The following is a 12008-nucleotide window of genomic DNA, read 5'->3' as shown; positions in this document are numbered from 1 at the left end:
CAACAAACTCAAACAGTTCCGCCGCGTCGCAACACGATACGACAAGTTGCTCGCCAACTTCATGGGCTTTGTCAAACTTGCCGCTATCGCTATCTGGCTCAGGTAGTTAAATCGTCACTACGCCCTAATGTTTGCTTGGCAACGAAATGGGCCATCACTCCGCGGCGCGCTTTGCTGATAGTTGCAGATCGACGTCGCAGATCGTTGATTATTTTCGCGACGTGAACATGGCAGTCAATGAACGCTGAATCCTTGAGGTGGCTTGCTTTCATGCCGTCCGAGTTTGCCGAGCTAACCGAGAAACCTGTTCTGCTAATCATTGCTCTCCTCGCTGGCGTCCTTGCGGGCGTCCTTGCTGGTATGGCCTTGGAGCGTCTCCTCTCGAGGAAGCGGAGACAGGCATGGAGGGAAAGGAATCGCTCGCGCTGGGCGAGAGAGCGCAGTGGCGACATACTTAGCGGCCTGTGGGTCGCCCCGAAGCCTGTTTCCCCGCCACCGAAACCACCTGATCCCGCAGACCAGTTGCGGATTGTTATGGGGGCAAATTTCACAATTCAACCTCTCCTCAACAGGAGCGAAGTCCGCGTCTTCAAGGAACTCGATCGCATGGTGATCGGCTGCAATCCAGGATGGCAGGTGATGGCCCAAGTTTCGTTGGGCGAAATTCTGCGTAGTACAGATGCAGACGCCTATAGTTGCATCAACTCCAAACGCGTCGATCTGCTGCTCGTGGATGAGAACTGCCTACCTCGACACGCACTGGAATACCAAGGTCATGCCCACCATCAGGGTTCGGCAGCTGCGCGTGACGCGGTGAAAAAGGAAGCCTTGCGTCGGGCAGGCATCAGCTATCACGAGATCGTCGGCGGTCAAACGACGCCTTCCGAACTTAGACGGCTGGTCGAGAAACTTGTGGAGAGGCCTGCATCGGCCCAATAGCGTCTTCGCGGCTTTTGTAGCGATCTCAGCAGCTTCCTTGCAGAAATGGCGGAGCCGGCCCGGGGACGGGGCCGGCTCCTTTGACCCGGTCGTTGGGGACGGGGAGGGTGGGGACTCGACCGGGTTTCTTGTTGAGCGCGTCGTGCAACGCGCCTGACCTTGTTGGCGTCCTCAGCGGACGCTGGCGACCGCGTCGGAGCGGCCGTCGTTGATCGTCACCCAAACGCCGGAATTTTCCGTCGATTGACGCTTGAGATAGGTGTAGTCGGTGTCCGTCCAGGACAGCACCTTGGTTTCCAGATTGTCGAGGATGAACTCGCCGAGGCTGGTGCGCACGGTCAGCACCGCGTGGCCGTCGCCGTTCGGCTGGCGCGCAACCGTCATCAAAAGGTCGCCGGCCGGCACGCCCACATCCATCAGCTCGCGGCGCTTTTCCAGCGCATAGTCCTCGCAATCGCCATAGCCATTGTCCGGGTAGGCCCAGTATTCCTCGACACCGTAGTTTTCCATGTCGGTGCGCGGCTTGACGCGGGTGTTGACCGAGTTGTTAATGCTGACGATCGTCGCCCATAGCTTGCGGGTCAGGTCGACCGGCTCTCCCTTGGGGGTCTTCTCGTTGCATTCGCCAGGAATGCGTTGGCAGAATTCATAATGGCCAACAGGCTGCGTGGTGCGTCCGCCGGTATGCATATAGGCCGGTCCCGCGGCATATGCTGATCCCCAGGCGGAAAGCTGCATCGCCATTGCCATCAGCAACAGCTTGCCCCTCGCTTTTCTCATTGTTCAGTCTCCCCGTTCGAAGGAGACATTGCCACATGTGGATTTATTCGACGCAAAAACGCGAAGTAGGTTTTAAGTAAAACGCCAGTAGAATAAACATAAAATTTGAATCATTTGAGTATTGAATTGTTTGGATTGCTGGGCTGGTTTTCTGCCATTTCGGCCGCGCGGACCGATCGCCGCACCCCGGAATCAAAAAGCCGGCCGCGAGGGCCGGCTTGATGGGCGTGCTTTGCGGCCTGATCAGGCGCGCGGCGTGTTGAATTCGGAATCGAGCGTTTCGGGGCGCTGGATGACGGCGAATTCGATGGCGACGCCGTCTTCGAAATGCCGGACGATCTGGCCGCGCATCGTGCCGAGCATGACCTGGACGCCGATCGCCGGTTTGACGTCGATCTCGATCGCGGCGCCGGACAGTGACAGATCGATGATCCGGCACTGATACTGACGGCCGTCGGTGAGCTGCAGGACGCTGGTCGGGTTGCGTGGCGAGACGCGCTCGTGGCGGCGGTCTTCCGGCAGGTCGAGCTCGTGTTTGTTGGCAAGCCATGTCAACTGCGCCGCGAGCTTGTCCTTCTTGCGGTCGGACGCAATCACCGTCATCGCGAAGCCGTCCGGCAGCGTGCGTGTCAAAACACCTTCGATGCGGCCGATATGATCGATATAGGCGATGACTTTCTCGCCGGGCATGCCGATGCGGTCGGTGCGAAGCGCGACGTTGCCGGGCGACATGTCGACGACCTGGCACGGGTGCTCGGTGCGGTCCTCCAGCATGAATCGTCCGTATATCTTGACCCGGACGCGCTGAAAGTTACGCCTTTCAGCTTGGGACGGCGCGTAGTCGACCGCCGCTGACCTCATGACTGCCTACACCCCGTTTGGCATCCCGCGCGTCGATGCAAGGGACTTCGTCAGAGAAGTACAGCAAAGCGGGTTAACAAAGGGGAAAAACGAGCCTGCGGGACTGTGTGATCATCAACTATCTTCGCGCCCGCCGTCGAAGACGACGAGATGGCGAATGCGGCGCGCCCGGCCAAGCGCCGAGATCGTGTCAGGCGCCCCGATTTCGTCGGGAACGAGCGAGGGAACGTCGATCGCTGGGCGGTTGTTCAGCAGCTCTTTCTCCGGATCGATGACGCGTATGGAATCGATCAAGGCGTCCGTGATCGGATCGGAGCCCAGCCAGAACGGCTTCTCAACGGCGCTGATCACGCCGAGGCAGCGCGGATTTTCAATGCCACCATCGAGCGGCAAGGCGAGCAATTCGAACTTGTTGGAGCGGCCGTTGCGGCTGAAGCCCTCGAAATTGATCAGCACGACGGATTTCTGGTCGAAGACCCCGTGGATCAGCCGCGAAACCAGCCGCTGATCCTTCTCGCGCCATAGCGAGGGGAAAGAGAACCCCTTGAGTTCGCGGCCGTAGCAGGCGCAGAGCCTGGTGCCGGCCAGACGAAATACCGGCTGCCCGCGCGTGTCCCTTTCCAGGATGAACGTATCGGCCAGCAGCGACTTGATATCGGCCGGCTCGACTTCCGATCGCTTCGGAGCGGGGCGTCCGTCACGCAGGCGGTTCCAATAGTGGAACAGCGTGATCGATCCGTTTTGGTTCATACTAAAAAGCTCCGCGCATTCTGTCGTCTGATGTCCCATCGGTGAACAGAAGGGCGCCCTCCGATGACCTACATGCGTTGGGGAGCAGGAAGCGTGCCAGCGTCGTTAACACTTGTTCACGGGTCGGGGCCGTTAAGGTTAACAATTGGTTTACGTTGCGCCCTGGCAAGCCGTGTGGCACACAAAAGCCACTCCAAAAGCGGTCGTTTCGCGACGATCGGCAGCACTTCAGTCAAGAGTTTTAGGGGAGCAGGGGGCTCGACCGGCCGTCCAGGGGGAAACCCTGGACGGCTTCTTTTTTGATTCGCGCCCTGATTCGGAGCGGGACGATTCGCCGTTTGCGGTTCCATCGGCGGTGATCTAGATGCTGGCCAGACCGAACCACGCCGGACCGAACCAGGCCAGACCGAACCAACCCAGACCGAACCAGCATCGAGTGCGATTGCAGATGAGCGAACCGCAATATCCGTCCGAGCCCGAAACGGCCGAGACAATGCCGCCACCGGCGCGTGAGCCGGTGTTCAACCTGCCGCCGATCGTGCTGGCGGTGATCGGCATCTGCGCGATCGTCTATCTGCTGCAGCAATATGTGCTGAACGACGCCCAGCAGATGACGCTGCTGTATGACGGGGCTTTCATTCCGGTCCTCTATACCGGTCAATACGGCTTCGACTGGTTCCTTTTCACCCGACCTTTCACTTACGCCTTCATGCATGGCGGCTTTGCCCATATCGCCATCAACATGGTCTGGCTCGCCGCATTTGGCTCGCCGCTGGCCAATCGTTTCGGCGCGCTCCGGTTCGCGTTGTTCTTTGCCGTCACCGGACTGGCTTCGGTGGCGCTCTTCTGGGCGATGCATCCCTATGGAGAGGCGCCGCTGGTCGGCGCATCGGGCGCCATATCGGGCATGATGGGGGCTGCGGCGCGTTTTGGTTTCCGCACCGACCGCTCGGCCGGCAAGGCTGGTTTCGCCGGCCCGGTGCTGCCGGTCGCGATCGTGCTGCGTTCGCGCGGCGTCGTCATTTTCCTGGCCATGTGGATGATCATCAATCTCGCCACCGGCCTTCTCGGATTCGCGCCGGGCATCGACGGCCAGATCGCCTGGGAGGCGCATATTGGCGGCTTTCTCGCGGGCTTTTTCGGCCTGCGCCGGTTCGACAGGGGATGGCAAGCGCCTGACTGGGAGACCTCCGACCCGACTTGAAATGCAACCGATCACGGCGCACGATGTTCACTCTTATGTGAAAGCCGGTCAGGGCAGGAACCGGTTGGCAAAATAGAGGAGGACGCCATGACGGTTAAGGCCATTCTCGAGCAAAAAGGCCATGACGTATTGACGCTCGGGCCGAACGAAAAACTGAGCGAAGCCATCCGAATCCTCTCCGAGCACAGGATCGGGGCGCTGGTCATCACCAATGGCGATCGCAAGATCGTCGGCATCCTGTCGGAACGCGACATCGTGCGCGTGGTTGCCAGGGAAGGCGGCGCCGCGCTCGATATCCCCGTGCGTTCGGCCATGACGCCGAAGGTGAAGATCTGCAATGAAAACCACACCGTCAACGAGGTGATGGAGATCATGACCAGGGGTCGTTTCCGCCATCTGCCGGTGGAAAAGGACGGCTTGCTGGACGGCATCGTGTCCATCGGCGACGTGGTCAAGCGCCGCATCGAGGATGTCGAGCGCGAGGCCGCGGAAATCCGGGCCTACATCGCCACCGCCTGAGCGGTGATGGGAACCGCCGGCCGAATGCCGGCCGGCGGCACCAAGACTACCTGTTGTCGAGCTCGGAGCGGACGTGCCCGCGCCTTGTGACGCGGTAGCGTCCGACGACGAAACTGTTTTCTTGCGTTTCAATTTTCGGTTTTCTGCCCTGCCTCGCTACGAGATCAGGGCCTTGCCGGGACCGAGCGTAAGTGGACATCCGCTCTCCGAGACGTCCAGAAAACTCCAGGCCGTGGCTTTGCGCTTGTCTCTTTTGGCGGTTTGCACTAGCGAATGGCTTTCACGCCAGACGTGAAAGTCACGTCCCAAACATGAAACTTCCGTCAGAGTCACCGTAATTCGCAGGCTACCATGAGCATCATCGATACCCGCACGCCCGACGCCAAACGCCTGATACCAGGCGCCACCGGCGACTGGGAAATCATCATCGGGCTTGAAGTGCATGCGCAGGTGATATCCGAGGCAAAGCTCTTCTCCGGTGCCTCGACCGCCTTCGGTGCTGCTCCCAATGCCAATGTCAGCCTGGTCGACGCGGCCATGCCCGGCATGCTGCCTGTCATCAACGAGGAATGCGTCAAGCAGGCGATACGGACCGGTCTGGGGCTGAAGGCGGCGATCAACCACAAGTCGGTTTTCGACCGGAAGAACTATTTCTATCCGGACCTGCCGCAAGGCTACCAGATCTCGCAGTTCAAACAGCCGATCGTCGGCGAGGGCACGGTCATCGTCTCGGTCGGTCCCGACCGCCAGGGCGAGTTCGAGGACATCGAGGTCGGCATCGAGCGCCTGCACCTGGAGCAGGATGCCGGCAAGTCGATCCACGACCAGCATCCGACCATGTCCTATGTCGACCTCAACCGCTCCGGCGTGGCGTTGATGGAGATCGTATCGAAACCCGACCTGCGATCCGGCGACGAGGCAAAGGCCTATGTGACCAAGCTGCGGACCATCATGCGCTATCTCGGCACCTGCGACGGCAACATGGACGAAGGCTCGCTGCGCGCCGACGTCAATGTCTCGGTGCGCCGGCCAGGTGGCGAATTCGGCACCCGCTGCGAAATCAAGAACATGAATTCGATCCGCTTTATTGGCCAGGCCATCGACTACGAGGCGCGCCGGCAGATCGCTATCATCGAGGACGGCGGCAAGATCGATCAGGAAACGCGGCTGTTCGATGCTGTCAAGGGTGAGACGCGCTCGATGCGCTCCAAGGAAGAGGCGCACGACTATCGCTATTTCCCCGATCCCGACCTTCTGCCGCTGGAATTCGACCAGGCCTATGTCGATGCCCTGGCCAAGGAATTGCCGGAACTGCCCGATGACAAGAAAATGCGGCTGATCTCCTCGCTCGGCCTCTCGACCTACGACGCAGCGATCCTGGTGTCGGAAAAGCCGATCGCCGATTATTTCGAGAAGGTAGCGGCCGGGCGCGACGGCAAGCTCGCCGCCAACTGGGTCATCAACGATCTGCTGGGCGCTCTCAACAAGGCCGGCAAGGACATTGAATCTGCTCCGGTTTCGCCCGACCAGCTCGGTGCGGTGATCGACCTGATCAAGGAAGGCACCATCTCCGGCAAGATCGCCAAGGACCTGTTCGAGATCGTCTGGAACGAGGGCGGCGATCCGCGCCAACTGGTCGAGACCCGCGGCATGAAGCAGGTCACCGACACCGGGGCCATCGAGAAGGCGGTCGACGAGGTGATCGCGGCCAATCCCGACAAGGTCGAACAGGCACGGGCCAAGCCGACGATGGCCGGCTGGTTCGTCGGCCAGGTGATGAAGGCGACCGGCGGCAAGGCCAATCCGCAGGCCGTCAACGATCTCGTCAAGGCCAAGCTGGGTATCGAGTAAAGGTATGTTCGTCCGCACCGCCGGAGACCGCGACCTCGCAGCCGTACGGGCGTTGCTGGTCGAGACCTGGCACCTATGACGCGATTTACGGTGCCGAGCGGGTCGCCGAGATAACCAATGAATGGCACTCCATCGCCTCATTGAAGGCGAGGCTGGCTAAGCCGAGCAGCGAGTTCCTCGTTGCCGATGACGGCAAGCGCATTGGCGGCATGGCGTTTGCCGAAGCCGTCGGCGACGGCGGCGTGGTCATGCTCAGGCAGCTCTATGTGCTTCCCTCGCTGCAGGGCCGCGGCATTGGAGGCATGCTCCTCGACGAAATCATCGAGAGCTTTCCGGAGGCCCACCGGATTCGGCTCGAAGTGGAAGAGAAGAACACCCGCGCCGTTGCCTTCTATCAGGCCAATGGCTTCGTCCAGGCCGGGCGCACCGAGAATTGCGGCTCCGCCGGCTCGGCCATCCCGGCGCTGATCTATGAACGGGTACTTGCCGCCTGAGCACGTGATCACCTTCGCGCGAGCGCACGACCCGGGGTCTGTTTTCGTTTGACGGCCCTGACGTCCGGCACCAAAGCTGCTTAGGCCGACCCGCGCGAAGCCGGAATAAACCGGCGCGCAGGACGGCTTTGGGGGGAGCCATGCCAAGTCTGCCGGAACTGGTGCCGACCGAGGTGTCGGACGAGACCTTTGGTGGCGTCACCTATCACATAGCGGGCGAACTGGTGCCTGTGCTTTCCGTCGACGTGACGCGGATGCCCGTCTATTTCGAGCACCACATCCTGCTGTGGAAAAATTCCACGATCACCATCGGCCTGAAATCGCTGAAGGGTGCGCTGAAGCGCATGATGGCCGGCATGCAGATCTTCGTTACCGAGGCCTCGGGAGCGGGCATCATCGCGTTCAGCCGTGACGGGCCGGGTCACATCGTGCCTATTCACTTGCGGCGAGGCGAGGAGATCCAGGTGCGCGAGCACCAGTTTCTGGCCGCCGCCGGCAACGTCGACTACACGTTCGAGCGCATACGCGGCCTGGCGACGATGCTGTTCGGCCAAAGCGGCTTCTTTATCGACCGGTTTCGCGGCGACACCGGTGACGGCATCGTCTGGCTGCACGGCTATGGCAACGTGTTTGAAAAGACGCTCGCTCCAGGCGAAACCATAGACATCGAACCCGGCGGCTGGCTGTTCAAGGATGCCCCGGTCAGGATGGAAACCAAGATCGATCGGCTGTCGAGCGGCTTCTTCGGTGCCAATATGAACTTCATCGTCAACCGCTTCACCGGCCCGGGCAGGGTCGGCATCCAGTCGATGTACCTGCATATGCCGACCGAGGAGTAGGCTCGGGGAACCGCAAGCGGGATGGATGAAGGCCAGGTCAGCGCGAGCGCAGCGGTGACGACAACTCGCGTATCAGCAGTTCAAGCTCCCGCTGGTCGCCCGTTCCCGTCTTGTCGAAGATCGTCGCTAATTGCGACTTGATGGTGCCATCGGAAACGCCGCTGGCGGCCGCGATCTCCCTCTGGCTGGTGGGCACCTCCGGCCGACCGGCAACCATTTCGCCGTTACCAACCGTGACGGCAGGGCGAGCGGGATTGCGTTCTTCGGCGGAAGCTCACATCTATCACCTGGAAACGCGGAGATCGCAGTGGGCGACCAGCACGGGCATGCGCATACAGCCGGAGCGTCGAGGCGCGGCCGCAACTGGCCCGGCCCGTGGCGCAAGACGCCCGGCCGCTTGCTCGGCACGTCGCTCGTGCGGCTTTACCAGCTGACGCTGTCCGGCTTTGTCGGCAATTCCTGCCGGCATCTGCCGACCTGTTCGGAATACGCGCATGAGGCGATCGCTCGCCATGGCCTGTGGGCCGGCGGCTGGATGGGGTTGTTCCGCGTGCTGCGCTGCGGCCCATTCGGCACGCACGGCATCGACCTCGTGCCGGAGGTGCTGGCGTCCCGCTACGTCTGGTTCTTGCCATGGCGATATTGGCGGATCGGCCGCAAGCGCGGCGAAGCGTGAGGGATGAGGGCGCTGGTCGCGCCGCGCCCGTTTACGATCCGGTAGGGTTAACGCAAGCCTGCACGACAACTGCGCATTTGAGACAAAATCGAGACAAGAGACATCGCTAAGCCCGCTCGCGAACCCCTCCTGGAGCGAGCATCCCATGCGCAACGTCGACCGTCTTCCTTTCATCTTTGCCGGAGTCCTGTTCCTGCTCGCCTGGCTGCTGGGATTTCCGATGCGCGCGCAGTCAGCGCCGCTCAGGGATGTGCAGTGCACGCTGATCGCCGATGCCGCAACCGGCAAGACGCTTTACCAGGAAGGGGTGTGTGACCAGCGCTTCAGCCCGGCTTCGACGTTCAAGGTGCCGCTTTCGCTGATCGGCTACGACGCCGGCATCCTGGGCGACGAGCACACGCCAAGCTGGGACTATAAACCCGAATTCAACGCGGTGAAGCGGGATCGGAAGACCGTGGATCCGGTAATATGGGAACGCGATTCCATCATCTGGTATTCTCGGGAGATTACACGTCGGCTCGGAGCTGAGAAATTTGCCGGCTACGTATCGAAGTTCAACTACGGCAACACTGACGTTTCGGGCGATCCCGGCAAGAATGACGGGCTCACCCATTCCTGGGTCAACTCTTCGCTCGAGATATCGCCGGTCGAACAGGTTGCCTTCCTGCGGCAACTGCTCGCCGGCACGATGCCGGTATCGGCCAAGGCGCATGACATGACACGGGCCATCATCCCGAGTTTTAAGGCTGGCGATTGGGTCGTTCAGGGCAAGACCGGCAGCACCCGGCTCGGCGAGGGCGGCAAGGACAAGCGCTCGCTCGGATGGTTTGTCGGCTGGGCGCGGAAAGACGGCCGCCAGATCGTGTTCGCCCGGCTCGTCGTCGATACGGAGCGGACCGACATGCCGAAGGGGTTGACGACACGGGCCGCGTTCCTGAAGGAACTGCCGCAGCTGATTTAGTGAGCCGGGCTTTACGGCGGCGGCATCTGCTCATAAAAGACTGCCGCCGCCGGACGCCTCCGGCACTCTGGCAGGTCGCAGCTCCCGAACCGCTGATATCTGCATTTTACCACCCGCGCTCGTTTGCGGGACTGGATAGGAGATCCATATGCTGAATTCCATTTCCCTGACATTTCCCGACGGCTCCGTGCGCGACTACGACGCAGCGATGACCGGTGCCGGGCTTGCCGAGTCGATCTCGAAGTCGCTGGCCAAGAAGGCCGTGGCCTATGCCATCGACGGCACCGTGCGCGACCTCAGTGATCCCCTGGGAAAATCCGGCAAGGTCGAGATCATCACCCGCGAAGACCCGCGTGCGCTGGAACTCATCCGTCACGACACCGCGCACGTGCTGGCGGAAGCCGTTCAGGAGATATGGCCGGGAACGCAGGTAACCATCGGGCCGGTAATCGAGAACGGATTCTATTACGACTTTGCCCGCAACGAGCCGTTCACCCCGGACGATTTCCCGGTGATCGAGAAGAAGATGCGCGAGATCATCGCGCGCAATAAGCCGTTCACCAAAGAGGTCTGGTCGCGCGACAGGGCAAAAAAGGTCTTCGCCGACAAGGGCGAACGCTACAAGCTCGAACTGATCGACGCTATTCCCGAGGATCAGGATCTCAAGATCTATGCGCAGGGCGACTGGTTCGATCTTTGCCGGGGTCCGCATATGGCCTCGACCGGGCAGATCGGCAACGCCTTCAAGCTGATGAAGGTGGCCGGCGCCTATTGGCGCGGCGACTCGAACAATCCGATGCTGACGCGCATCTATGGCACGGCCTGGGCCGACCAGGCGCAGCTCGAAGCCTACCAGATGATGCTGGAGGAGGCCGAGAAGCGCGACCACCGCAAGCTTGGCCGCGAAATGGACCTGTTCCATTTCCAGGAAGAGGGGCCAGGCGTCGTCTTCTGGCACGCCAAGGGCTGGAAGATGTTCCAGAACCTGGTCAACTACATGCGCCGCCGGCTCGACGAACAGGGCTATCAGGAGGTCAATGCACCCCAGGTGCTCGACAAGAGCCTGTGGGAGACATCGGGCCACTGGGGCTGGTACCGGGACGCCATGTTCAAGGTGACGGTCGCAGGCGATGAAACCGACGATGACCGCGTCTTCGCGCTGAAGCCGATGAACTGCCCCGGTCACGTGCAGATTTTCAAGCATGGGCTGAAATCCTATCGCGATCTGCCCGTAAAGCTTGCGGAATTCGGCAATGTGCATCGCTATGAACCGTCGGGCGCGCTGCACGGGCTGATGCGCGTGCGCGGCTTCACGCAGGACGATGCGCATATCTTCTGTACCGAGGAACAGCTGGCTTCCGAGTGCTTGCGTATCAACGACCTGATCCTGTCGACCTATGCCGATTTCGGTTTCGACGAAATCAGCGTCAAATTGTCGACGCGGCCGGAAAAGCGTGTCGGCACCGACGAGGCCTGGGATCATGCCGAGGCGATCATGGGCAGCGTGCTGGAGACGATCAGGACGCGCTCCGGCAACCGCATCAAGACCTCGATCAACCCGGGCGAGGGCGCCTTCTACGGGCCGAAGTTCGAGTATGTTCTGAAGGATGCGATCGGCCGCGAATGGCAATGCGGCACGACGCAGGTCGACTTCAACCTGCCGGAACGTTTTGGCGCATTCTACATCGGCTCGGATTCGGAGAAGAAGCAGCCTGTCATGGTGCACCGCGCAATCTGCGGTTCGATGGAGCGTTTCCTCGGCATCCTGATCGAGAACTATTCCGGCCATTTCCCGCTGTGGTTCGCGCCGCTGCAAGTGGTGGTGGCGACGATCACTTCGGACGCCGACAGTTACGCGACCGAGGTCGTGGCGAAGCTGAAGGCCGCAGGGCTGTTGGCGGAAGCCGACCTGCGCAACGAGAAGATCAACTACAAGGTCCGGGAGCACAGCCTGGCCAAGGTGCCGGTCATCCTCGTCTGCGGCAAACGCGAGGCGGAGGAGCAGACGGTCAATATCCGCCGGCTCGGTTCGCGAGACCAGGAATCGCTTGGCCTTGCCGAAGCAATCGAACGGCTGACCGAAGAAGCGATCACACCTGATCGCCGACGCAAGCGTGCTGCTTGATTCGAAGCG

12 protein-coding genes and 2 pseudogenes are annotated in these 12008 nt (G+C 61.1%); 10 read left to right on the top strand and 4 right to left on the bottom strand.

Translation table 11 applies throughout. The features are described 5' to 3' along the window. Together O7A61_RS17135 and O7A61_RS17130 are read left to right on the top strand one after the other, a co-directional pair. A pseudogene (locus tag O7A61_RS17135) lies at window positions 1-106 on the top strand (IS5/IS1182 family transposase); the annotation flags it as partial. 131 nt (window positions 107-237) lie between these two features. Further along, complete coding sequence (locus tag O7A61_RS17130; RefSeq protein WP_442921086.1) at window positions 238-939, top strand: DUF2726 domain-containing protein; 702 nt, start codon at window positions 238-240, stop codon at window positions 937-939. Between the two features lie 171 nt (window positions 940-1110). Here O7A61_RS17130 and O7A61_RS17125 read toward each other — a convergent pair whose 3' ends face one another. The 3 genes from O7A61_RS17125 to O7A61_RS17115 all read right to left on the bottom strand — a co-directional run bounded on the left by O7A61_RS17125 (window position 1111) and on the right by O7A61_RS17115 (window position 3330). Next, complete coding sequence (locus O7A61_RS17125) at window positions 1111-1719, bottom strand: transglutaminase-like cysteine peptidase (RefSeq protein WP_337106992.1); 609 nt, start codon at window positions 1717-1719, stop codon at window positions 1111-1113. Window positions 1720-1962: 243 nt separating this feature from the next. Next, window positions 1963-2580 (bottom strand): PilZ domain-containing protein, encoded by a 618-nt coding sequence (locus O7A61_RS17120; protein WP_015318053.1) that lies wholly within the window; start codon window positions 2578-2580, stop codon window positions 1963-1965. Window positions 2581-2694: 114 nt separating this feature from the next. Then, window positions 2695-3330, bottom strand: coding sequence for a PAS domain-containing protein (locus tag O7A61_RS17115; protein WP_337130813.1), 636 nt, complete (start codon window positions 3328-3330; stop codon window positions 2695-2697). A gap of 448 nt (window positions 3331-3778) precedes the next feature. Here O7A61_RS17115 and O7A61_RS17110 point away from each other — a divergent pair, with 448 nt between their 5' ends. The 5 genes and pseudogenes from O7A61_RS17110 (at window position 3779) to O7A61_RS17090 (ending at window position 8237) form a co-directional block, all read left to right on the top strand. Then, complete coding sequence (locus O7A61_RS17110; RefSeq protein ID WP_337130812.1) at window positions 3779-4534, top strand: rhomboid family intramembrane serine protease; 756 nt, start codon at window positions 3779-3781, stop codon at window positions 4532-4534. 87 nt (window positions 4535-4621) lie between these two features. Continuing rightward, complete coding sequence (locus tag O7A61_RS17105) at window positions 4622-5053, top strand: CBS domain-containing protein (protein ID WP_027145030.1); 432 nt, start codon at window positions 4622-4624, stop codon at window positions 5051-5053. A gap of 351 nt (window positions 5054-5404) precedes the next feature. Then, a complete protein-coding gene (gene gatB / locus O7A61_RS17100) occupies window positions 5405-6904 on the top strand; it encodes an Asp-tRNA(Asn)/Glu-tRNA(Gln) amidotransferase subunit GatB (RefSeq protein ID WP_337130811.1) in 1500 nt (499 codons plus the stop codon). 4 nt (window positions 6905-6908) lie between these two features. Beyond that, window positions 6909-7398 (top strand): annotated as a pseudogene (locus tag O7A61_RS17095) (GNAT family N-acetyltransferase). A gap of 140 nt (window positions 7399-7538) precedes the next feature. Beyond that, window positions 7539-8237 carry an AIM24 family protein gene (locus O7A61_RS17090; RefSeq protein ID WP_337130809.1) on the top strand — a complete coding sequence of 233 codons (699 nt, stop codon included), beginning with the start codon at window positions 7539-7541 and terminating at the stop codon, window positions 8235-8237. A 37-nt stretch (window positions 8238-8274) separates the two neighbouring features. On the opposite strand, the gene O7A61_RS17085 is transcribed toward O7A61_RS17090, so the two are convergent. Then, the gene (locus O7A61_RS17085) at window positions 8275-8454 is read right to left on the bottom strand and encodes a hypothetical protein (protein WP_337130808.1); all 180 of its coding nucleotides are present in this window, start codon (window positions 8452-8454) and stop codon (window positions 8275-8277) included. 90 nt (window positions 8455-8544) lie between these two features. Here O7A61_RS17085 and yidD point away from each other — a divergent pair, with 90 nt between their 5' ends. The 3 genes from yidD (at window position 8545) to thrS (ending at window position 11999) form a co-directional block, all read left to right on the top strand. Then, complete coding sequence (gene yidD / locus O7A61_RS17080; protein WP_027145025.1) at window positions 8545-8913, top strand: membrane protein insertion efficiency factor YidD; 369 nt, start codon at window positions 8545-8547, stop codon at window positions 8911-8913. 145 nt (window positions 8914-9058) lie between these two features. Next, entirely contained in the window at window positions 9059-9874 is an 816-nt protein-coding gene (gene blaOXA / locus O7A61_RS17075; protein WP_337130807.1) for a class D beta-lactamase, read from the top strand. Window positions 9875-10022: 148 nt separating this feature from the next. Further along, window positions 10023-11999 (top strand): threonine--tRNA ligase, encoded by a 1977-nt coding sequence (gene thrS, locus O7A61_RS17070; RefSeq protein ID WP_337130806.1) that lies wholly within the window; start codon window positions 10023-10025, stop codon window positions 11997-11999. The last annotated feature ends 9 nt before the right edge of the window (window positions 12000-12008 follow it).

This window comes from Mesorhizobium sp. Cs1321R2N1 (assembly GCF_037179725.1).
GTDB classification, from domain to species: Bacteria; Pseudomonadota; Alphaproteobacteria; order Rhizobiales; family Rhizobiaceae; genus Mesorhizobium; species Mesorhizobium salmacidum.
This window is presented reverse-complemented; position numbering and strand designations above follow the sequence as displayed.